Source organism: Mesorhizobium sp. W016 (assembly GCF_054719485.1).
Genome location: NZ_JBTTIF010000002.1, coordinates 815764 through 837209, shown reverse-complemented (window position 1 = coordinate 837209; position 21446 = coordinate 815764). Strand labels below are relative to the sequence as shown.

At 63.0% G+C, this 21446-nt stretch carries 26 protein-coding genes; 15 read left to right on the top strand and 11 right to left on the bottom strand.

Annotated elements, in window-relative coordinates; all coding sequences use genetic code 11:
• Positions 1 to 4 precede the first annotated feature (4 nt).
• A complete protein-coding gene (locus ACYG9V_RS04455; RefSeq protein WP_023672089.1) occupies positions 5 to 187 on the top strand; it encodes a hypothetical protein in 183 nt (60 codons plus the stop codon).
• Between the two features lie 136 nt (positions 188 to 323).
• Here the strand turns inward: ACYG9V_RS04455 and ACYG9V_RS04450 are convergent, their stop codons facing one another.
• Positions 324 to 611, bottom strand: coding sequence for a GIY-YIG nuclease family protein (locus ACYG9V_RS04450; RefSeq protein WP_352498543.1), 288 nt, complete (start codon positions 609 to 611; stop codon positions 324 to 326).
• Positions 612 to 894: 283 nt separating this feature from the next.
• Between ACYG9V_RS04450 and ACYG9V_RS04445 the strand changes: the two genes are divergently transcribed.
• From ACYG9V_RS04445 to ACYG9V_RS04430, 4 genes are all read left to right on the top strand, one after another.
• Positions 895 to 1848: a sulfonate ABC transporter substrate-binding protein gene (locus ACYG9V_RS04445; protein ID WP_352764663.1), complete on the top strand. Its 954-nt coding sequence runs from the start codon at positions 895 to 897 to the stop codon at positions 1846 to 1848.
• 69 nt (positions 1849 to 1917) lie between these two features.
• A complete protein-coding gene (gene ssuD, locus ACYG9V_RS04440) occupies positions 1918 to 3087 on the top strand; it encodes an FMNH2-dependent alkanesulfonate monooxygenase (RefSeq protein ID WP_352764662.1) in 1170 nt (389 codons plus the stop codon).
• A complete protein-coding gene (locus ACYG9V_RS04435) occupies positions 3084 to 3860 on the top strand; it encodes an ABC transporter permease subunit (protein ID WP_023706945.1) in 777 nt (258 codons plus the stop codon). Before ssuD ends, ACYG9V_RS04435 begins: the two co-directional genes overlap by 4 nt.
• A gap of 7 nt (positions 3861 to 3867) precedes the next feature.
• The gene (locus ACYG9V_RS04430; protein WP_023827556.1) at positions 3868 to 4671 is read left to right on the top strand and encodes an ATP-binding cassette domain-containing protein; all 804 of its coding nucleotides are present in this window, start codon (positions 3868 to 3870) and stop codon (positions 4669 to 4671) included.
• A gap of 319 nt (positions 4672 to 4990) precedes the next feature.
• On the opposite strand, the gene ACYG9V_RS04425 is transcribed toward ACYG9V_RS04430, so the two are convergent.
• Positions 4991 to 5176, bottom strand: a complete 186-nt coding sequence (locus ACYG9V_RS04425; protein ID WP_023686050.1) for a hypothetical protein — start codon at positions 5174 to 5176, stop codon at positions 4991 to 4993.
• 310 nt (positions 5177 to 5486) lie between these two features.
• On the opposite strand from ACYG9V_RS04425, the gene ACYG9V_RS04420 reads away from it, so the two are divergent.
• From ACYG9V_RS04420 to ACYG9V_RS04405, 4 genes are all read left to right on the top strand, one after another.
• Positions 5487 to 5846, top strand: a complete 360-nt coding sequence (locus ACYG9V_RS04420) for a septal ring lytic transglycosylase RlpA family protein (protein ID WP_023672096.1) — start codon at positions 5487 to 5489, stop codon at positions 5844 to 5846.
• 252 nt (positions 5847 to 6098) lie between these two features.
• Positions 6099 to 7376: a polyhydroxyalkanoate depolymerase gene (locus ACYG9V_RS04415; RefSeq protein ID WP_023824080.1), complete on the top strand. Its 1278-nt coding sequence runs from the start codon at positions 6099 to 6101 to the stop codon at positions 7374 to 7376.
• Between the two features lie 192 nt (positions 7377 to 7568).
• Positions 7569 to 8186 carry a transglutaminase-like cysteine peptidase gene (locus tag ACYG9V_RS04410; RefSeq protein WP_023805854.1) on the top strand — a complete coding sequence of 206 codons (618 nt, stop codon included), beginning with the start codon at positions 7569 to 7571 and terminating at the stop codon, positions 8184 to 8186.
• 342 nt (positions 8187 to 8528) lie between these two features.
• Positions 8529 to 8735: a hypothetical protein gene (locus ACYG9V_RS04405; protein WP_023710325.1), complete on the top strand. Its 207-nt coding sequence runs from the start codon at positions 8529 to 8531 to the stop codon at positions 8733 to 8735.
• Positions 8736 to 8825: 90 nt separating this feature from the next.
• Here the strand turns inward: ACYG9V_RS04405 and ACYG9V_RS04400 are convergent, their stop codons facing one another.
• From ACYG9V_RS04400 to ACYG9V_RS04385, 4 genes are all read right to left on the bottom strand, one after another.
• Positions 8826 to 9194, bottom strand: coding sequence for a helix-turn-helix domain-containing protein (locus ACYG9V_RS04400; RefSeq protein WP_023687588.1), 369 nt, complete (start codon positions 9192 to 9194; stop codon positions 8826 to 8828).
• Positions 9194 to 9712, bottom strand: coding sequence for a Smr/MutS family protein (locus ACYG9V_RS04395; protein ID WP_352520181.1), 519 nt, complete (start codon positions 9710 to 9712; stop codon positions 9194 to 9196). Before ACYG9V_RS04395 ends, ACYG9V_RS04400 begins: the two co-directional genes overlap by 1 nt.
• Complete coding sequence (mltA, locus tag ACYG9V_RS04390; protein ID WP_352520189.1) at positions 9709 to 10809, bottom strand: murein transglycosylase A; 1101 nt, start codon at positions 10807 to 10809, stop codon at positions 9709 to 9711. The genes ACYG9V_RS04395 and mltA overlap by 4 nt, the downstream gene beginning before the upstream one ends.
• A gap of 79 nt (positions 10810 to 10888) precedes the next feature.
• Positions 10889 to 11593, bottom strand: coding sequence for a Tim44/TimA family putative adaptor protein (locus ACYG9V_RS04385; protein ID WP_023672103.1), 705 nt, complete (start codon positions 11591 to 11593; stop codon positions 10889 to 10891).
• Positions 11594 to 11789: 196 nt separating this feature from the next.
• Here ACYG9V_RS04385 and ACYG9V_RS04380 point away from each other — a divergent pair, with 196 nt between their 5' ends.
• Positions 11790 to 12290 (top strand): FxsA family protein, encoded by a 501-nt coding sequence (locus ACYG9V_RS04380; protein ID WP_023687591.1) that lies wholly within the window; start codon positions 11790 to 11792, stop codon positions 12288 to 12290.
• Between the two features lie 139 nt (positions 12291 to 12429).
• Positions 12430 to 12930: a protein-export chaperone SecB gene (gene secB, locus ACYG9V_RS04375; protein ID WP_023672105.1), complete on the top strand. Its 501-nt coding sequence runs from the start codon at positions 12430 to 12432 to the stop codon at positions 12928 to 12930.
• Between the two features lie 263 nt (positions 12931 to 13193).
• On the opposite strand, the gene dnaQ is transcribed toward secB, so the two are convergent.
• The 5 genes from dnaQ to ACYG9V_RS04350 all read right to left on the bottom strand — a co-directional run bounded on the left by dnaQ (position 13194) and on the right by ACYG9V_RS04350 (position 17052).
• Complete coding sequence (dnaQ, locus tag ACYG9V_RS04370; protein ID WP_023672106.1) at positions 13194 to 13898, bottom strand: DNA polymerase III subunit epsilon; 705 nt, start codon at positions 13896 to 13898, stop codon at positions 13194 to 13196.
• A 125-nt stretch (positions 13899 to 14023) separates the two neighbouring features.
• A complete protein-coding gene (gene coaE, locus ACYG9V_RS04365) occupies positions 14024 to 14608 on the bottom strand; it encodes a dephospho-CoA kinase (RefSeq protein ID WP_031196671.1) in 585 nt (194 codons plus the stop codon).
• 27 nt (positions 14609 to 14635) lie between these two features.
• Entirely contained in the window at positions 14636 to 15463 is an 828-nt protein-coding gene (locus ACYG9V_RS04360; RefSeq protein ID WP_023706940.1) for a shikimate dehydrogenase, read from the bottom strand.
• Positions 15456 to 16055 (bottom strand): Maf-like protein, encoded by a 600-nt coding sequence (locus tag ACYG9V_RS04355; RefSeq protein ID WP_023706939.1) that lies wholly within the window; start codon positions 16053 to 16055, stop codon positions 15456 to 15458. The genes ACYG9V_RS04360 and ACYG9V_RS04355 overlap by 8 nt, the downstream gene beginning before the upstream one ends.
• 58 nt (positions 16056 to 16113) lie before the next feature.
• Complete coding sequence (locus ACYG9V_RS04350; protein WP_460221915.1) at positions 16114 to 17052, bottom strand: pyruvate, water dikinase regulatory protein; 939 nt, start codon at positions 17050 to 17052, stop codon at positions 16114 to 16116.
• 283 nt (positions 17053 to 17335) lie between these two features.
• On the opposite strand from ACYG9V_RS04350, the gene hemE reads away from it, so the two are divergent.
• The 4 genes from hemE to yddG all read left to right on the top strand — a co-directional run bounded on the left by hemE (position 17336) and on the right by yddG (position 21432).
• Positions 17336 to 18367 (top strand): uroporphyrinogen decarboxylase, encoded by a 1032-nt coding sequence (hemE, locus tag ACYG9V_RS04345; protein WP_023702444.1) that lies wholly within the window; start codon positions 17336 to 17338, stop codon positions 18365 to 18367.
• Positions 18367 to 18909: a protoporphyrinogen oxidase HemJ gene (gene hemJ / locus ACYG9V_RS04340; protein ID WP_352764653.1), complete on the top strand. Its 543-nt coding sequence runs from the start codon at positions 18367 to 18369 to the stop codon at positions 18907 to 18909. Before hemE ends, hemJ begins: the two co-directional genes overlap by 1 nt.
• 163 nt (positions 18910 to 19072) lie before the next feature.
• Positions 19073 to 20338: a transcription termination factor Rho gene (gene rho, locus ACYG9V_RS04335; protein ID WP_023672113.1), complete on the top strand. Its 1266-nt coding sequence runs from the start codon at positions 19073 to 19075 to the stop codon at positions 20336 to 20338.
• Between the two features lie 167 nt (positions 20339 to 20505).
• Positions 20506 to 21432, top strand: coding sequence for an aromatic amino acid exporter YddG (gene yddG / locus ACYG9V_RS04330; protein WP_023827719.1), 927 nt, complete (start codon positions 20506 to 20508; stop codon positions 21430 to 21432).
• Positions 21433 to 21446: the final 14 nt, after the last annotated feature.

The window sequence follows — 21446 nt, the reverse complement described above, 5'->3', positions numbered from 1 at the left end:
TGTCATGACCCAGTCCACCGCGGTGCTGTTCGCCCACCTCGGCAACTGGCTGCTCGCCTGGCGGGAGAACTCGTCGTCGCAGCCGCAACCGAAATCGCCGGCCCCGGTGCAACTCGACGCCGAACGCGACCGCCTGCCGCCACGCGACGAGGGATTTTACTGGGCCTGGCAGTATTGGTCGCAGTGAGGTGATGGTGATTAGCGCCAGCCTTCGCGATTTCGTCATCCTAGGGTGAAGCAAGGAGCGAAGCGACGCGGCGCAGACCCTAGGATCCATGCCGAGACGCTGATGCTACGCTCCAGGGGAGCAACAAACCGGGCGCCTACCACCCGGTTCCGCGAAACAGCTCAAACCACTCCGGATTGGCCTTCTCTATCAGTTCGATCTTCCACTGTCTCGGCCATCGCTTCAGCGACTTCTCGCGTTGAATGGCATCGGTGATGTCGAAGAATTCCTCATACCAGACCAGCCGTTGAACACCGTAGCGGCTGGTGAAGCCTGCGCCCTGGCCGGATTTGTGTTCAGGCATGCGGCGGGCGAGATCGTTGGTGACGCCGATGTAGATCGTGCCGCGTTTTTGGCTTGCAGTCATGTAGACGTAGTCGGTCATGGTTTCAGGGTATCGAGCCTCGGTTCGCGCACAAGCGACATTCTGATCCGTTCCACTCTACGGCAAACGTCACGGCATGGATCCTAAGGTCTGCGCCGCGTCGCTTCGCTCCTTGCTTCGCCCTAGGATGACGAGCGCTGGGTTCTGAAGAAAATATTTCCACGTCAAGCAGCCAACTCGCAAAATCGTTTCTCTACTAAATTTATAGACCTACGTAGCCTTGTCTCTCATCCACGGCAGGCAGCCCTTCCCGGCGCCGGTTCGCAGCGAAGGAAGAGGGATCATGTTCAGCCTGACCAGACGCATCTTCGGCATCGGCCTGTTGGCGGCGGGCATTGCTGCCTCGCTCAGTGCCTCGGGGCAGGAGTTGAAGCAGCTCAACATCGGCTATCAGAAGACCGGCCTGCCGGTCATCGCCCGGCAGCAGCAGGTGATCGAGAAGGCGCTGAGCGACAAGGGTGTCGCGGTGAAATGGGTCGAATTCACCGCCGGCCCGCCGCTGGTCGAGGCGCTCAATGTCGGCGCCATCGATGTCGGCTGGACCGGCGACGCACCGCCAATCTTCGGCCAGTCGGCCGGCGCCAACATCGTCTATGCGGCGGCACTGCCGGCCAATGGCGACGGCGAAGCGATCTTCGTCAAGCCGGCATCGCCGATCCAGTCGCTCGCCGACCTCAAGGGAAAGCGCATCGGCGTCGGCAAAGGCACCAGCGCGCACAATCTGCTGGTCGCGGCACTCGAAAAAGCAAACCTCCCCTTCGACCAGATCACCCCGGTCTATCTCAGCCCGGCCGATGCCGCGGCGGCCTTCGCCAGCGACCAGATCGATGCCTGGGCGGTCTGGGATCCGTTCTACGCCATCGCCGAGACACGCTACCAGCCGCGCGTGCTGGCGCGCTCCAGCGAGGTGCTGAAGGTGAACACCTATTTCCTCGCCAACAAGGATTTCGCCAAGGCGCATCCGGAGACGATCGCCACGACGATATCGGCGCTCGGCGTGGCGGCGAAATGGGCGGACGCGAACCGCGACAAGGTTGCCGCGGCGCTGCATGAGGTGACCGGCGTGCCGCTCGATGCACAGACGATCGCGGCCAACCGCACCAAATTCGGCATCTTCCCGATCACCGACGAGATCATCGCCGGCCAGCAGGCGACAGCCGATCGCTTCTACAAGCTCAAGCTGATCCCGAACGCGGTGCGCATCTCCGACGCCGTGTGGACCGCACCGGGCAATTGAACTTTCACGTGTGGCGCCGGGCGGAAAACGCCCGGCGCCTTTGCCGTTTCAAGCTTCAGGGATTTCGCCATGACCGCTTCATCAAGCCCGCAAGCCGGCCCGCTCGATTTCTTCTGGTTCATCCCGACGCATGGCGACGGCTCCTATCTCGGCTCCGAACAGCTGCAGCGGCCGCCGGAGTTCGCTTACTTCAAGGAGATCGCACAGGCCGTCGACCGGCTCGGCTTTCCCGGCGTGCTTTTGCCGACCGGGCAGAATTGCGAGGATTCCTGGATCACCGCTTCCGGACTAGCGGCGCTGACCGAAAAGCTCAAATTCCTGGTGGCGCTGCGGCCCGGCGTGACGCTGCCGACCTTCGCGGCGCGCCAGACCGCGGCGCTCGACCGGCTGAGCAATGGCCGCCTGCTGCTCAACGTCGTGGTCGGCGGCAACCCGACCGAGCTTGCCGGCGATGGCGTGTTCCTGCCGCATGACGAGCGCTATGCCCAGGCGCAGGAGTTCCTAACCATCTGGCGCGCGCTGGTGTCGGGCCAAAGCGTCAATTTCAACGGCAAATATTACCGCGTCGACAATGGCCGCCTCGACCTGTTGCCGAGCCAGGAGCGGCCGCCGCTCTATTTCGGCGGCTCGTCGGATGCGGGCCAGGAGCTCGCCGCCGCTCTGGTAGACATGTACCTGACCTGGGGCGAACCGCCGGCACAGGTGGCCGAGAAGCTCAGTGCTGCGCGCAAGAAAGCCGAACGGCGCGGCCGCAAACTGCGTTTCGGCATCAGGCTGCATTTCATCGTGCGCGAGACCGAGGAAGAGGCCTGGCGCGCCGCCGACCGGCTGATCAGCCACGTCACCGATGCCCAGATCGAAAATGCCCAGGCCCGCTTCACCAGGGAGATGGACTCTGTGGGACAGCGGCGCATGGCCGAACTGCATGGCGGCCGCCGCGACAGGCTGGTGGTTTCGCCCAATCTGTGGGCCGGCGTCGGCCTGGTGCGCGGCGGCGCCGGCACAGCTTTGGTCGGCTCGCCCGAGCAGATCGTCGAGCGCATCCGCGAGTATCAGGCGATCGGCATCGACACCATCATCGGCTCCGGCTACCCGCATCTCGAGGAAGCCTACCGCGTCGCCGAGCTTCTGTTCCCGCGTCTCGGCCTGGGCACCAGGCGGGCACGGGCGCATGAGCACATCGCCAATGAATTCGCCGTCGGGTTCCACGGCGCCAACCGCCTTCAGGCGTCGTCATGAGCCTGGCTCAACGGGTCAAACAGAACGGCATCGGCTGGCTGCTGCCGGCGTTGGTCATAATTGGCTGGGAAGCCGCCAGCCGCGCCGGCGTGATGCCGGCCAATGTGCTGCCGGCGCCGAGCGCGGTGGCCGAGGCCTTCTGGCGGCTGACGCTGTCGGGCGAGCTGATACAGAACATCGGCGTCAGCACGCTGCGCGCGCTGGCCGGCTTTGCCATCGGCGGCTCGATCGGCTTTGCACTCGGCCTTGCCAACGGGCTGTCGGCGCTCAGCCGCGGCCTGACCGACACGACGCTACAGATGATCCGCAACATCCCGCATCTGGCGCTGATCCCGCTGGTCATCCTGTGGTTCGGCATCGACGAGGAAGCAAAACTGTTCCTGGTGGCGCTCGGCGTGTTCTTCCCGATCTACGTCAACACGCTGCTCGGCATCCAGAGCGTCGACCCGCATCTGGTCGAGATGGGCCGGGTCTACGGCATGGACCGCCGCGCGTTGTTTTTTCAGGTGATCCTGCCCGGCGCGCTGCCGGCGATCTTCGTCGGCCTACGCTATGCCTTAGGCATCATGTGGCTGACGCTGATCGTTGCCGAAACCATCTCGGCCAGTTCCGGCCTCGGCTACATGGCCATGCAGGCACGCGAATTCCTGCTGATCGATGTCGTCGTGCTGTCGATCCTGATCTATGCGCTGCTCGGCAAGCTTGCCGACAGCTTCGCCCGCCTGCTCGAGCGGCTGTCGCTCGGCTGGCATCCCGCCTTCCAGAACGCCTGAGGGTTCGATGCCAACCGCCAGCCTGACCGCCATCCGTTCCTTCGTCGCCGCGCCGGAACCGTCACGGCCGGAGGAGGCCGTCGACAGGCAGCGCGCCTTTGCCTTCAAGGGCGTGGAAAAGCGCTTCGGCGACAAGGTCGTGCTCGACGGCATCGATCTCGATGTGCCCGTCGGACAGTTTGTGGCCGTCATCGGCAAGAGCGGCTGCGGCAAGAGTACGCTGTTGCGGCTGCTGGCCGGGCTCGATCGGCCAACCGCTGGATCCCTGTCATTCGGGCCGGAGGCGAAGGCCGGCGCGGGGGAAGAGAGCCGCTTCATGTTCCAGGAGCCGCGGCTGCTGCCCTGGGCCAGCGTGGTGAAAAACGTCGAGGTCGGACTGACCGGGCTTGCCACCGGTGCGGAAGCCAGGCGGCGCGCGCTCGCCATCCTGGGTGAAGTCGGCCTCGCCGACCGCGCCGACGAATGGCCCTCGGTGCTCTCGGGCGGCCAGAAGCAGCGCGTGGCGCTGGCGCGTGCCCTGATCGGACAGCCAAAGATTCTGGCGCTCGACGAGCCGCTCGGCGCACTCGATGCGCTGACCCGCATCGAAATGCAGCAGCTTCTGGAACGTATCTGGCTGGAGCAAAAATTCACCGCCGTGCTGGTCACGCATGACGTCGCCGAGGCGGTTGCGCTCGCCGACCGGGTGGTGGTGATCGACGAGGGCCGCATCGCGCTCGATCTCGACGTGTCGGTGGCGCGGCCGCGCCGGCGCGGTTCGGTCGAGCTTGCCAGGCTGGAGGGAAGGATTCTGGATCAGCTGTTCGGGTAGTGCTGTCGCGGGCAGGGCATTCTATCCGAACCGGATAGATAGGTAACAGAATGGACCGGCAATAAGGGGTGGCTGTTTTCTTGCTCGCCGGGTTGTGCCTGTTTGCGACTGCGGGTTTGACCAGCGCCTTCCCCCACTCCGTCACCGCTTCGCGGCGCCACCTCTCCCTCCTCCGGAGGGAGAGGAAGGGAGCCAGGCGCATAAGTTCGCGCCCCTGCAAGGCTCGCGCCTTTCCTCTCCCCCGTCGATCGGGGGAGAGGTGTCGAGCGAAGCTCGACGGAGTGGGGGTCGATCTGTGGCGGTCGACTTTCGTCGCAACTCACCCCGGCGAACGGCTCGCCCATACCAGCCCGGCGAAACCGACCAGCATGGTCACGATGCCGATATAGAGCCATTGCGACTGGCCGGTCATGAAGCTGCCGCCGACCACGCCAATGCCTTGCAGCGACCACAGCGCGCCGATGGCCAGTACGATCAGAGCCAGCAGATATCTGAACAGTCTCATCGCCAAGATTCCTTTCCGAAGTCGATCGTCAACTGCGCCATGACCGTGATGACAGAGCGAAAGGACGGCGCCCAATCGCGCTCTCTTGTACTTGTACTATAACGTCCTGCCTTGCTCACGGAATCTGTGAAACAGCTCGCAATATCGCCGGCGATACGGCCGCGCCACACGAAAGATGCCTGACAAACTGTTTCCCAGCGACTCCAAACGTGTGCCGGTGCCACGGAACTGCCCGATGCTTGCCGCATTTCCTGCCTTATTCCACACTTAACGGCTGGGGTCTGTCGAAAACGGAGCCAATCCCCCCAACATGAAGAAAACAAACCAGACCGCGCTTGTCGCGGTAACGATCGCGGCTGGCCTGATGGTCGGTGCATCCGCCTCCTCCGCCGCCGGCCAGTGCGGCCGCGCCTCCTGGTACGCACTGCATTCCAGGACCGCCAATGGCGAACGCATGAACCCGTCGGCGCTGACCGCCGCGCACCGCAGCCTGCCTTTCGGCACCAAGTTGAAAGTGACCAACCAGAATAATGGCCGCAGCGTCATCGTGCGCATCAACGACCGCGGCCCGTTCATCAAAGGGCGCGTGCTCGATCTGTCCAAGGGCGCCGCCGGCCAACTCGGCTTCATCGGCTCCGGCCATACCTCGGTGTGCATGGCGCGCGTCTAGATCTGTCCAAGTCCGGCCCGATCGGGCCGGACACATCCTGCCCCGTCGTCCAACAGCCTTGCATTTTGCAGTGCACATTGAGCCGGCTGCACCCGCCCAACGCGGTTTCTCAAGGCCTTGGACGAAAGATTGGCATATGTCACGCCACGTGACGTATTGCATCGCAGCAATATCTTGTTAACCTCCGCGCGAGACATTCAAGGCTCGGCGCTGTCCGTCGTCCCTTCGGTCACGGCAGCTGCGGAGTACCTGATGTTCTACCAGCTCTATGAAATGAACCATGCCGCCCTGCAGCCCGCGCGGCTTTATGCCGATGCAGTGCGGCTGTTCTACACCAACCCGCTCAATCCGTTTTCGCATACGCCGTGGGGCCGCTCGGTCGCCGCCACCGCCGAACTGTTCGAGCGCACAACGCGCCGCTACAGCAAGCCGCATTTCGGCCTGAGCAAGACCGTGGTCGACTGGAAGAGCGTCGAGGTCAGCGAAAAGACGGTGTGGTCGAAGCCGTTCTGCAATCTTACCCGCTTCGAGCGGTCGGTGCCCGCCGGGCGAAAGGCCGACCCCAAGCTTCTCATTGTGGCGCCGATGTCGGGCCATTATGCGACGCTGCTGCGCGGCACGGTCGAGGCGATGCTGCCCTATGCCGACGTGCACATCACCGACTGGGTCGATGCCCGCATGGTACCGGTGACCGACGGCCATTTCGACCTCGACGATTATATCGACTACATCATCGACATGCTGCATGCGCTGGGGCCGGACACCCATGTGATGGCGGTGTGCCAGCCTTCGGTGCCGGTGCTGGCAGCGGTGGCGCTGATGGAAAAGCGCGGCGATCCCTTCGTGCCCTCGACCATGACCTTGATGGGCGGGCCGATCGACACCCGCCGCAATCCGACCGCGGTCAATCTTCTGGCCAAGGAAAAGGGCATCGACTGGTTCCGCGACAACGTCATCATGCACGCGCCCTGGCCGGTGCCGGGCTTCGGCCGCGAAGTCTATCCGGGCTTCCTGCAGCTGTCGGGCTTCATGAGCATGAACCTCGACCGGCACATCACCGCCCACAAGGACTTCTTCATGCACCTGGTCAAGCATGACGGCGACAGTGCCGAGAAGCACCGCGATTTCTACGACGAATATCTGGCGGTGATGGACCTGACGGCGGAATTCTATCTGCAGACCGTCGACACGGTGTTCGTGCGCCATGCGCTGCCCAAGGGCGAGATGACGCATCGCGGCGAGGTGGTCGACACCAAGGCGATCCGCAATGTCGCGCTGTTCACGGTCGAAGGCGAGAACGACGACATTTCCGGCCTCGGCCAGACCCAGGCCGCGCATGATCTCTGCCCCAACATCCCGGCTGACCGGCATGCGCATTACATGCAGCCGGCCGTCGGCCATTACGGCGTCTTCAACGGGTCGCGATTCCGCTCGGAAATCGTTCCGCGCATCGTCGATTTCATCACAAGCTACGGCCGCCAAACACGCGTAGCGGTGAAACCCAAGCTGGTCCGCTCCGCCAAAAGCTGAGGCTCGATCCAGCTGCAGAGTGCATTGCCCGCAGCAGCGGGGCGATTTTGCGCGCCACAGGCGTTCTGTTGCACAATAGACGCTGTTGGGCGGGCGCGGGTAACCATGCCGAAGAATCTGGCTCCCCCGATAATTGACACGGAGTGTAAATCCCCTTTAACCTTTCGTTAACAACAAGGGCGAACGGGGACAATGACTTCCTCACCGATAGCACGGACGCTGCGCTTGTGGGCGGCAGCAGGGCTGGCGATCTCTGCGTGCGGGGCAGTGCCGGCACTTGCAGGCGGCGCCATGGCGACGGGCGGCATGACCTCGCAGCCGATCGGCCACTATGATTTCTGTAAAACCCAGCCCGGCGAATGCTCGATCCGGCCGAGCAACCTCAACCCCGCCGCGATGACCGACGCCTTCATGCGCAAGCTGATCAACGTGACGTCAAGGGTCAACGCCGCCGTAAAGCCGATGAGCGACTACGACATCTATGGCAAGGACGAGGTCTGGGCCTATCCCGACAAGGGCGTCGGCGATTGCGAAGACTATGTGCTGGAAAAGCGCCGCCAGCTCTCGCGCTCTGGCGTGTCGCTGGCCGATCTCTTGATCACCGTCGTGCGCAAGCCGGACGGCGAAGGCCATGCCGTGCTGACGGTGCGCACCGACAAGGGCGACTACGTCCTCGACAATCTGACCGACAAGGTGAAGATCTGGGACGCCACCGGCTATCGCTTCCTCAAGCGGCAGGCCATCGACAACACCGGCCGCTGGGTCTCGATCCGCGGCGGCCAGCAGGTGCTGGTCGGCGCGGTTCAGTAAATAAGGACGATGCATGTGAGCGCGTCGCTGCGAACAGCTTCGTCGGAAGCCCGCGGCTAATTACTTTCACGAGATAACCGCAAGTCGGCGCTGCCCCTCATTGCCCTGCCGGGCATTTCTCCACGTATAGTGACGGGAGAAAGATGCTGCCATCGGTGATTTCGCCAATCGTCAACGTTGCAAAATAGTCGCCGGCAGGCGGATGAGGGCAGCGCTGCCCTCGAAATCTTATCTCTCGAAACGCCTCCTCAAAAAATTTCGCTACCTGCGTGAACCAAACCGTCTCCAGCGGCGACACACAGCCGTAACCAGAACCCAACCACCCAAACATGGAGACTTCAAATGACTGCTTTCCTTCGTAATGCCTTCCTCGCCGTTGTTGCGGTGTCTTCCTTGGCCGGATCCGCCATGGCCGATCAGACCGGTTGCGCCAAGACCAACAACTGGGGCAATCGCTGTTGCGAGCTCAACTCGGACTGCCTGGGCGGTGGCCGCGGCGGCGATCATGACAGCACTGGCGGCCGTGGCGGCCAGGCCGGCGCGAAGTAATCGTGCCATATGCCCGCTGGCTATCGGCCGGCGGGCATCGCTTTCAGGAACAGCGCAAGCAAACCTTGCGCCTTGGCATCGCTTACCGGATTACTCTCGCCGCTCCAGTGCGGCCCGGATCGACGCGGTGATGCGGGCAAGCTCGGCTTCGTCCAGCTTCTCGATGTTTTCGGCCAGGAGATTGGCCAACTCGGTGGCGGCAGGACTGAGGCCGGACGTATCGAGTCTCACCCGCGGATGTGAGGCCTCGGCCAGACGCGCCAGCTCTTCGGCATCGTCCCAGATGACGTTGAAATAGCCGATGATCTTCTGGATCAGCGTCCAGGTCGGCGCGCCGCGGCGGCCATGTTCCAGCGCCGACAAATAGGCGGCGCTGACTCCGATCGCCTGCGCCATGTCCTTCTGGCGCAAGCCGCGCTCGGCTCGAAGCGCCCGCAGTTTTTCGCCGAACGGCGTCATCAGCGGGTTCGCCTGAGTCGAACGTAGAGCGCGCCCGAACCGCCGTGGTTGCGGGCGGCGTGATCGTGGCTGGAGACCAGCGGCCGGAAGGCAGGCGTCGACAGCCAGGCAGGCACGACGCGCCGCAAGACGCCGTCGCCGCCCGACGACGACCCTTTTCCCGTAATGACGAGGACATAGCGGATGCCGCCGGCATGGGCCCGGTGCAGGAACGAAAACAGCAGCGAATAGGCCTCGTCCTGGGTCATGCCATGCAGATCGACGCGGCCTTCGATCGGCAGCCGGCCCTTCTTCAGCTTGTCCAATGTCGGCTCGTCCAGCGCGTGCGATACATGCTGCGCCTTCGGCTTGGCGGCGAGGACCGGACCGACAGCGACCGGCGCCTGTGCCGGCTTAGGGTCTACGACGATGTCGGGAATCTCGACCGCGGTCCGGCCCTTCAGCGGTCGGGCGGTGCGCGCCACCAGGTTCCACAGCACCCGATCGTCTTCGTTGAGTTTATCGGGGCGCTTGCTCATCGATTCGATTCCGAAACGAGAGCGCCTGGAACCAAGGCATAGAAATCGGCCGCATTGCGAACGACGCCGGCGATCTCGCCGGCCGCATCGCCGGAGCCGGCGAACAGATCGCCCCGCACCGGTCCGGTGATGGCCGAGCCGGTGTCCTGCGCAATCATCAGCCGCCGGAACGGTTTTCCGTCGAAGGCGGTCAGCGACGGAGCGTCGATGTAGAAGGGGGTACCGAATGTGTGCAGCAGCCGGTCGACCGCGAGCGAACGGCCCGGCGTCAACGGCACCTTGGCGGCGGCGATAGGACCGAGTGCGGCATCGTCGACATCGGCTTCGCGAAAGAAGATGTAGGAGCGGTTCTGCCAGAGGATCTCGTCGATGCGGTCCGGATGCGCCCTGAACCAGGCGCGGATCGACTGCATCGTCACCTTCTCCAGCGGGATTTCGCTTAGTCCGGCGAGAATCTTCCCCGGACCGCTGAAACGCTGGCCGGATTTGGCGGCATAGGTGACGCGGCAAAGCCGGCCGTCGGTCATCTTCAGCCTGGCCGCACCTTGCACATGGATGAAGAAGACATCGACCTTGTCGGCAAGCCAGGCGATTTCCAGGCCTTGGCCGGCCAGCGCGCCTCTCTCGATCTCACCGCGGTTGAAATATTCAACCAGGCCCTGCGGCGTGTCGCGGGCGAAGGCGAGATAGTCGTCCATGTCCTTGGGACGGTTGGCGTCGTCGATGTCGACGAGATCGGCCGGCCGCGCCAGAAGCGGCACGGTAAATTCATCCGTGCGCACCGGCGAGGCCTCGGCCTCGGGCTCGTAGAAGCCGGTGACCAGGCCGGGGTTTTCGGATCGAATCTGGACTGGGGCGAAATGGCGCTCGAAAAAAGCCCTGGCCTCCGACCGATTCGCTGGCGAAACGGTGCGCGCCTCGTCATAAGCGCCGGCAAAGGCGTCGAACCCGACGCCCAACGAACCGGTGCGGTAGGGCTTGTTCAGGGCATGAAAGGCCGAACGGCGGAAGGCTTCGAAAGCGGGCAGATGGTCATCGGAATTCCAACCGGGAAGATCATCGAAGGACTTTTCCACGAAAAGCGGCGAGAGCGACACCTCAGCCTCGCCACTGCCCATGTTTGCCTGCATGTCGCTATCCCAAAAAAGCTGCCCGCACCGGGCGACATGCATAGGATCAGTCTTCTTCCTCGGTGGCGACCAGCTTCCAGTTCGGATCGCGCGAGCGTGTGTCGCGGGCGAAGGTCCAGACATCCTTGACCTCGGCCACCGTCTCGGGATCGCCGTCGATGACGGCACCCGCCTTGTCGCGGGTCGCCGAAATCAGTTCGCTCACGATGCGCAGCGTGATGTGGGCCTCGCCGCCCTTCATCTCGGCCGAGACGATGTCGGCCTTGTCGATGCCGACGAAGGAGGACTGGATCTTTTCGGCTTTCGCCTCGCGGTCGCCAATCGCGGCAACGAAGCCGTCAAAAACCTCGCGCGACAACAGGTTCTTCAGCGTTTTGCGGTCGCCATCGGCATAGGCCATGACGATCATCTCATAAGCCATCTTGGCGCCGTCGACGAAGACTTTGGGGTCGAAAGAGGGATCATTATCCTTGATCGCGCGCAGGCCCTTGTTGAGGTCGGTGTCGGGCTTGGCGAAGGCATCGATGGCCGCATAGGTCTCGGCAGCCGTCTCGCCCGGCATGCGCTTGCGTGGCAGCGAAACCACATTTTCGGGCTTCTGGGTCGCGTCCTTCTCGGTGCGGCTGGCCGTGTACGGATCGAAGGGCGGGCGCTCGCTGCCCGTGCGGCGGCCAAGCACGTTGCGCAGCTGGAAAAAGATCACCACCGCCGCAATCAGAAAGAAAATGGTGCCGAAGTCGAAGAATCCCATATCTTTCGCCAATCAATCCCTGACCTGGCCGGGACCGCCAGCCAATCGGGCGGCGGTCGCATGGCGTTAAACATGCAAAGCATATAGAACGCATGGCGCAATCATTCAAATCAAAGGCAGGCATACCTATCTAACGGCCTCAGTGCCAGCGGCGATTATGCGCCGCCCGGCAAACATGGAAACGATCGGTCAAGACTTGCGCATTTCCTTCCTTCCTCTGTTCCTGCTTGCGCTGCCGCTGCTGGAAATCGCCGGTTTCGTCATTGTCGGCCGCGAGGTCGGGGCGTTGGCGACGGTCGGTCTGGTGCTGGCTTCAAGCATTGCCGGCGTGCTTCTGCTCCGGCACCAGGGTTTTGGCGTCATGGCGCGGGTCCGCGCCGAGATGGCCGGCGGCGGCGACCCCAGCCGCCAGCTCGCGCATGGCGCCATGATCGTGGTCGCCGCCATCCTGTTGATCATCCCCGGCTTCATTACCGATATTGTCGGCCTGCTGCTGTTCCTGCCGCCGGTGCGCGACCTTGCCTGGCGCAGGCTCAAGGGCCGCATCGTCGTCGCGACCGATTTCACCGCCGGCGGTTTTCGCGGCAGGTCGCGCGACAAGGTCATCGACCTCGACGACCGCGACTATTCGCGCGAGGACGATTTCAAGCGCGGTCCCGACCATAACTCGCCGTGGCGCCGCCTGAAGGACGACTGAACGTCACCTTGCCAACGACTGACTATTGACCCCTTTCGGCCTGAAGGCGGCAAACCTTGTCTTGTCTTGCCGACCATGCTAGCCAACGCCCGATTTCAATTCGGTCAGCGCTGCTGTCCAGGCAAAAGGAACAAGGCTCATGGCCAGCAAAGATGACGCGCCGGTCGGCGCCGCCAACGGCAACGGCGAAACGGCGCAGCCGTCGCTCAACGTGCTTGCCCAGTATGTGAAGGACCTGTCCTTCGAAAGCCCCGGCGCGCCGAACTCGCTGCGCGGCCGCGACAAGGCCCCAGGCATTGCGATCAACGTCAATGTCAATGCCAACCCGCTCTCCGACAAGCAGTTCGACGTCAATCTGACCTTGAACGCCAAGGCGTCCTTCGACCAGGAAGTGCTGTTCAATGTCGAACTGGTCTATGGCGGCGTCTTCGCCATCGCCGGCTTCCCGCAGGAGCACATGCTGCCGATCCTGTTCATCGAATGCCCGCGGCTTTTGTTCCCGTTCGCCCGCCAGATCATCGCCGAAGCCACCCGCAATGGCGGCTTCCCGCCGTTGATGCTCGACCCGATCGATTTTGCCCAGATGTTCCAGCAGAAGCTGGCCGAGGACCAGGCGGCATCGAAGGTCAAGGTGAGCTGAAGGCAAGCGTCACGCGCATGAGTTGAAAGCCCGGCTTCGTGCCGGGCTTTTAGTATACTGAGATGCTGGCGGGACAGCACCCCCCTCTGCCTTGCCAGGCATCTCCCCCTCAAGGGGGGAGATTGGCCGTCATCGCGACCTTCGCCAACTTTAGACGTTGCAGGAATGGGCTGGAGCGGCGAAGCTGCTGATCTCCCCCCTTGAGGGGGAGATGGCCGGCAGGCCAGAGAGGGGTGTGACGGAACGCTACCTCCGCGATCCGTTCACCCCGCCGCCACCTTCAGCCACAGCGCCTTTTCACCGAGCGTCGCCACCAGCCCCGCATGCGCCGCTCGCTCGCCCTCGGTCAGGCGCGGCGGCAGGGCGATTGGCCTGGCGGCGATCGAGATGTCGATATCGGCAACGTCGCCATTGCTGTTGAGCTGCACCACGACGGCGTCGAGGACAAGTGCGGCCTGCTTGCCGCCGATAAGTTCGATGTAGACTTCGGCCAGGAGCTCGGAATCGAGCAGCGCGCCGTGCTTGGTGCGGTGGCCGTTGTCGATGCCGTAGCGGCGGCAGAGCGCGTCGAGCGAATTGGGTCCCATAGGGTGCTTGCGCCGCGCCAGCGCCAGCGTGTCAACGACGCGCCCGGTGTCTATGGCCGGCTGGCCGAGCCGCCCGAATTCCGTGTTGAGGAAGCCGATGTCGAAATTGGCGTTGTGGGCGACGAGCTTGGCGCCGTCGGTGAAGGCGAGCCATTCCTCGGCGATTTCGGCAAAGGTCGGCTTGCCGACGAGGTCGGCGGCGCTGATGCCGTGCACGGCTTGCGCCTCGACATGGACGGCGCGCCCCTGCGGATTGATGAATTTGTGGAAGGTGCGGCCGGTCGGGAAGCGGTTGACCAGCTCGACGCCACCAAGCTCGATGATGCGGTCGTCGCGCATGTCGAGTCCGGTGGTTTCGGTATCGAAAATGATCTCACGCATAGAATCAACCCACTCCTGGAGGAGTAGAATCATGGAGCGGAACAAAATGGCAATGGGCAATGCCGACAGCCTGCCGTCAGGAGCCTGATGGGCGCGACTTATCCCCCAGGAGTTAGCAGGCAAGCTCAGCGTCCTGAGAGCTCGGCAATGATCGCGCCGACCGCGGCGCGGGCGGCGTCCATGCCTTCACCGGTGTCGATGACGAAATCGGCCTGCCGGCGTTTTTCGGCATCGGGCACCTGCTTGGCCAGGATGGCCGCCAGCTTTTCCTCGCTCATATCAGGACGCGCCAGCACGCGGGCGCGCTGGATATCGGCCGGCGCGGTCACGACAACGACCTTGTCGACACGGTTGCGGCCGCCGGTTTCGAACAGCAGCGGTATGTCGAGCACGACGAGCGGCGCGGCGGCGGCGCGGTGCCTTGCCAGAAAGGCGTCGGCATCGGCCCGCACCAGCGGATGAACGATCGCCTCCAATGTCTTCAGCGCGGCGGCGTTGCCGATCACGCGGCGCGCCAACTCGGTGCGGTCGACCGAACCGGCAATCACGGTGCCGGGAAAGGCCGCCTCGACGAGAGGTGCTGCCTTGCCGGCATAGAGGCGATGCACGGTCTCGTCGGAATCATGCACCGGCACGCCGGCGTCGACGAACATCTTCGCCGTGGTCGACTTGCCCATGCCGATCGATCCGGTGAGGCCAAGCACGATCATCATTTGGCGCCCATCATTTGCAACCCATCATTTGGCGAGGATGTCGGCGACGATCATCTGCCGCAGTTCGGCAGTGACCTGCGGCATCTTGCCGAACCAGCGTTCGAAACCGGGCACAGCCTGGTGCAACAGCATGCCGAGCCCGTCGACCGTCTTCAAATTTCTCGCGCGGGCAGCGGCAAGCAGCGGTGTTTCCAGCGGCACATAGACGATGTCTGCGACAATGGCGTGAGCTGGCAGGCCGGCCGGATCGGCGGCCAGCGTCGCATCGCCATGCATGCCAAGTGCCGTCGTGTTGATCAGCAAGCCGGCATCGCCAAGCAAGTCGCCGACCGCGCCATGCGCCGAGACGCCGGCCCCGAAGCGGTCGGCGAGTTCCTGCGCCCGCGCCAATGTGCGGTTGACGATGCGGATATCTTTGATGCCGCGCACTTTAAGCGCGTGGATGACCGCGCGCGACGCGCCACCGGCGCCGAGCACCACGGCCGGAGCGTTTCTCTCCCAGCCCGGGGCATGCTCGTCGAGATTGCCGGCAAAGCCGATCCAGTCCGAATTGCCGCCCCACAGCACGCCGTCGTCCAGCCACAGCATGTTGACCGCGCCGATCATCTCCGCCGCCTCGTCGCGGCGCTCGACCCGGGCAAAGGCGACTTCCTTGTGTGGAATGGTGACGTTGCCGCCCTGATAGCCATTGGCCGGGAGGGAAGAGAGGAACTCGGGAAAATCGGCCGGCGCGACATCGATCGCATGATAGCTGCCGTCGATGCCGTATGTGTTCAGCCAATAGCCGTGGATCTTCGGCGAGCGCGAATGCGCGATCGGATGGCCGGTGACGAAAGCTTTTTTCTCAACCATCGATGGCTCCGAGCGCACGCAATTCCGCCAGCACCGGTAACAGCGGCAGGCCGACAATGGTGAAATAATCGCCTTCGATCTTTTCGAACAGCTGGATGCCTTCGCCCTCGATCTGGTAGGCGCCGACGCTCGACAACGCCTTGGCGCCGACGCGGGCCAGATGCCGGCCGATGAAGGCCGGATCGAGCTTGCGCATGGTAAGGCTGGCGATGCCGACGTGACGCCACAGCACCTTGCCGTTGCGGCAGAGCACGGCGGCGCTGTTCAGCTGATGCGTCTTGCCCGACAGCGCCAACAGATGGCGGCGGGCGCCTTCCATGTCGGCCGGCTTGTGGAACACTTCATCTTCCAGTGACAAAGTCTGGTCGCAGCCGAGCACCAGGGCGCCCGGTCTGCGTTCGCTGACCTCGGTCGCCTTGGCTTCGGCGAGTATCAGGGCGACATCTTCCGGCGACACACCGCTGTCCTGCAACGGCGCCTCGAGCGCACGCTCGTCGACATCGGCAGGCACCGCTTCGATGCCGAGCCCGGCATTGATGAGCATTGCTTTGCGGAACGGGCTGCCGGAGGCAAGGATGATTTTTTCGGTCATGGGTTCTGGGCCTGGTCGATAGTGGTCGATTGGGGCAGGAGGTCGCGTTGCCATCCCATCATCTATTCTTCCCCCGCAGGGCAACAATGGCTGCCGCGGTCTCTTCGATCGAACGGCGGCTGACGTCTATCATCGGCCAATTGTGGCGGGTGCAGATCTGGCGGGCATAGGCGAGCTCTTCGGCGATCGAGGCACGGTCGACATAATCGGTCGCTTCGTAGGTGCTGCTGTTGCCGAGCACGCGGTTCTGCCGGACATGCGAGATGCGTTCGGCGGTGGCGATCAGCCCGACGATCAGCGGCTTGGTGGCAGCGACCAGGCTTTCGGGCACCGGCACGCCGAGCACGATCGGGATGTTGGCGGTCTTGATGCCGCGGTTGGCGAGATAGATGCTGGTCGGCGTCTTCGATGTCCTGGAAATGCCGATCAGCACCACATCCGCGTCGTCCATATTGAGCGGCAGCTGGCCGTCATCATGCTCCATCGTAAAATTGAGTGCGTCGATACGGTGGAAATAATCGGCATCGAGCACATGCTGGGCGCCGACGCGGCGGCCGGCCGGCGTGCCGAGATAGGACTGGAACACGGTGAGGACCGGCTCCAGCACCGAAACGCAGGGCAGCCCCATGGCGGCGCAGCGCTCGTCAATGCCGCGCGCCAGCTTCTGGTCGACGACGGTGTAGAGGATGATGCCCGGTTCCTCCTCTATGTCCTCGAAGACTTTCGCCACCTGCTTTTCGGTGCGGATGAGCGGATAGATATGCTCGATGGCGCGCGCATCCTTGTATTGCGCCGAGGCGGCTCGGCCGGCCGCCAGCAGCGTCTCGCCGGTGGCGTCGGAAATCAGGTGCAGGTGAAAGAAGCTCTGGGGTTTGTTCACAGGGGGCGCCTCAGGCTGTGGGCTTGTGTGGATAAACCGGGGCCGCAAAGGCGACCGGCTGGAGGCGACTGTATCAGAAGGCCAGTTGTCCACAATTCGATGCGCTGTCAGCTTCACTGTGCGGTTGGGGACAAATCTGGGGACGGGCGTTTTTGCCAGCGCTTCATCCACAGAGGCGGTTTTTCAGCGGCTACGTCAAACCATTGACTCCAGTGATGGAATCCTGGTCATCCACACTCTTTGCCAATCCCGCGGAAGAAACACGCGACAAAATGCTGGCTGGCCTTTTCCAGGGCAAAGCGGGACAGGTGACAACCACCGATACCAACAGACTCTTAGAATCAGAAGATTCTAGAAATAGACTATTTAATTTTAGAGAAGGCAGGGAAGAGAGCGCTCAATGCCCGAGAACCGCATCGTGCTGGACGTGCTGAGAGGCGAGGCAGTGTTTCCGCCGCCGCTCTGGATGATGCGCCAGGCCGGGCGCTATCTGCCGGAGTACCGCGAGACCAGAAAGCGCGCCGGGTCCTTTCTCGATCTTTGCTACAATCCTGATCTGGCTGTCGAAGTGACGCTGCAGCCGATCGAGCGCTTCGGCTTCGATGCCTCGATCCTGTTCTCGGACATTCTGGTCGTGCCGCATGCGCTGGGACGCGATGTCCGCTTCGAGGAGGGCCGCGGGCCGCTGCTGACGCCAATCACTGCAGCTGAGATTTCGGCTCTCAACAGTGAAACGTTTCACGTGAATCTCGAACCGGTCTACGAGACGGTTCGCCGGCTGCGGGCAAGATTGCCTGACGAGACCACGCTGATCGGCTTCTGCGGCGCGCCGTGGACGGTGGCGACCTACATGATCGCCGGCCACGGCACACCCGACCAGGCGCCAGCGCGGCTGTTTGCCTATCGCGAACCGACGGCCTTCAAGCATCTCCTGAAAGTGCTCGCCGATCACTCCGCGGCCTATTTGATCCGCCAGATCGAAGCCGGTGCCGACGTGGTGCAGATTTTCGATTCCTGGTCCGGCGTGCTTGATGATGCGTCTTTCGAGCAGTTCTGCGTGCAACCGGTGGCGGAGATCGTCGGCCAGGTTCGTGCGGTTCATCGCCATGTTCCGATCATAGGCTTTCCCAAGGGCGCCGGCGCCCGCTACGAGACCTATCGTGAGAAGACCGGTGTCACGGGGCTGGGGATCGACTGGACCGTACCCCTGGCGGCGGCGAACGAACTGCAGCGCTCGGGTGCGGTCCAGGGCAACCTCGATCCCTTGCGGCTCGTGGCCGGCGGCAAAGCCCTGTCGGACGGCGTCGATGCGATCCTCAAGGCGCTGGGCGACGGACCGCTGATCTTCAATCTCGGCCATGGCATCACGCCGGAGACGCCGGTGGCACATGTCGAGGCGATGGTGAAGCAGGTGCGGAGCGCGACACGCTGATGGCTCAATCGGATAATACGCGCGGCAACGGCACTCGTGGGGCGATGATGCGGATGACCATCGGCATCGGAGTGCTGGTTGTTCTCGCCGCACTTTTGTTTTTCTTTGCGCCTGAGGGTTTCTATCCCTGGGCGAAGGCAATCCATATCCTGGCCGTCATCTCCTGGATGGCCGGCATGCTCTATCTGCCGCGATTGCTGGTCTACCACGCCGACACAGAGAAGGGGTCCGTCCAATCGGAGACCTTCAAGGTGATGGAGCGGCGTCTGCTGCGCGGCATCATCAATCCGGCGATGATCGTCACCTGGGTGTTCGGGCTTTGGCTTGCCTGGAAAGTGTTTGGCTTTCACGGCGGCTGGCTGCACGCCAAGATAGGCTTGGTGCTGTTGCTGTCGGGCGTGCATGGCTATCTGGCCGGTGCTGTCAGGAAATTCGCCGAGGACCGCAATGAAAAACCGGCGCGGCACTGGCGAATCGTCAACGAGATCCCCACATTGCTGATGATCGCCATCGTCATCCTGGTTGTCGTCAAGCCGTTCTAGGCCCATTTCGGTCGACAAAACGCAGCTTGCTCTTTCCCCCGACCGACGATAAAAGACGGGTCTTCCTTCCCGTCATGCGCCGCCCTTGATTGCTTTCGGCCGCGCCCGGCATTTATCGCATCCAGCCGATATATTTTCCCCAAAGCAGATTCAGAGTCCGTCTATGCAAGAAATGAAACTCGCAGAGTTCAAGAACAAGAAGCCGCCAGAGCTGATCGCCTATGCCGAATCGCTCGAAGTAGAAAACGCCAGCGTCATGCGCAAGCAGGAACTGATGTTTGCCATCCTGAAGAAACTGGCCGCCCAGGACGTCGAGATCATCGGCGATGGTGTGGTCGAGTTGTTGCAGGACGGTTTCGGCTTCCTGCGCTCGGCCAACGCCAATTATCTGCCGGGTCCCGACGATATCTACATCTCGCCCTCGCAGATCCGCCGCTTCTCCTTGAAGACCGGCGATACCGTCGAAGGGCCGATCCGCAGCCCAAAAGAGGGCGAGCGCTATTTCGCCCTTCTCAAGGTCAACACGATCAATTTCGACGATCCCGAAAAGATTCGTCACAAGATCCATTTCGACAATCTGACGCCGCTCTATCCGACCAAGCGGCTGAAGATGGAGATCGACAATCCGACCGGCAAGGACATCTCGTCGCGCGTGATCGACCTGGTGGCGCCGATCGGCAAGGGACAGCGCGCGCTCATCAACGCGCAGCCGCGTACCGGCAAAACGGTGCTGATGCAGAATATTGCCCACTCGATCACGGCCAATCATCCGGAATGCTATCTGATCGTACTTCTGATCGACGAACGGCCAGAAGAAGTGACCGACATGCAGCGTTCGGTGAAGGGCGAGGTCGTGTCCTCGACCTTTGACGAACCGGCGGTGCGCCACGTCCAGGTCGCCGAAATGGTCATCGAAAAGGCCAAGCGCCTGGTCGAGCATGGCCGCGACGTCGTTATTCTGCTCGATTCGATCACCCGCCTCGGCCGTGCCTACAACACCGTCGTGCCGTCCTCCGGCAAGGTGCTGACCGGCGGTGTCGACGCCAACGCGCTGCAGCGGCCAAAGCGCTTCTTCGGCGCGGCCCGCAACATCGAGGAAGGCGGCTCGCTGACCATCATCGCCACCGCGCTGATCGACACCGGCAGCCGCATGGACGAAGTGATCTTCGAAGAGTTCAAGGGCACCGGCAACTGCGAAATCCAGCTCGACCGCAAGGTCGCCGACAAGCGCATCTACCCGGCCATGGACATTTTGAAGTCCGGCACCCGCAAGGAAGACCTGCTGGTCTCCAAGCAGGATCTGCAGAAGATCTTCGTCCTGCGCCGCATCCTGGCGCCGATGGGAACCACCGACGCGATCGAGTTCCTGATCGACAAGCTGAAGCAGACCAAGACCAACGCCGATTTCTTCGACTCGATGAACACGTAAGCTTCTCGTCGGCCATCGTTTCGCATTGAAGCCCCGTTCCGGGAACTGGGACGGGGTTTTTCATTGCGGGGGCAAACAGGTCGCATTTCCGACAGGGCGTGGCCTTGGGCGGCAATTTCCATCGCTGTCGTCATGCGAGTAATCGCGTCTCGAAGATCGGAAGCCGCATGGAGAAAACAATCCCGACCCTGATCGGCTTCTCGGCCATCCTGACATGGTCCTTCCTGGCGCTGCTTTCGACGGCGGCGGGACCGATTCCGCCCTTTCAGCTGGCGGCGATGACGTTTCTGCTTGGCGGGTTGGTCGGCGCGTCGAGCTGGCTTGTCCGTCCGGCGGCGATCAAGTCGCTGCGCCAGCCGTGGCAGGTCTGGGCGCTCGGCACAGCGGGGCTGTGCATCTATCACTGCGCCTATTTCTTCGCCATCCAGTCGGCGCCGCCGGTCGAGGTCAGCCTGATCGCCTATCTCTGGCCGTTGCTGATCGTCGTCTTTGCCGCCTTCCTGCCTGGAGAAAAGCTTAGGGCCCATCACATCGCCGGCGTCATGCTCGGCCTTGCCGGCGCCATTGTGGTGATCACCAAGGGCGGCACGATCGGACTGGCCAATGGTGTGATGAAGGGGCATGTCATCGCGCTGTTCTGCGCTTTCATCTGGGCCGGCTATTCGGTTTTATCGCGCCGCTTCGGCAAGGTGCCGACCGATGTCGTCGTCGGTTACTGCTTCATCACGGCTGCGGTCGCCTTGGTGCTGCACCTCACCCTTGAGACCACCGTCTGGCCACAGACGGCGACGCAGTGGAGCGCCATCGTCATCTTGGGCGTAATACCGCTAGGCGCGGGCTTTTACGCCTGGGACTATGGCTGCAAGCACGGCGACATCATGATCCTCGGCGCCCTCTCCTATGCCGCGCCCCTCTTCTCGGTCCTCGTGCTTCTGCTGGCAGGCTTTGGTGTGTTTCACTGGTCGGTGGCTGTTGCTTGCATCCTGATCACGGTCGGAGCGGTGGTCGCAGCCAAGGATTTGCTGTTCCGGCCGCGGCCGCTATCCATTGATGTGAAGCCGCTTCCTTCGGCGTTGGACGGAAACACGGGTTGAGCTACCGGCGTCGC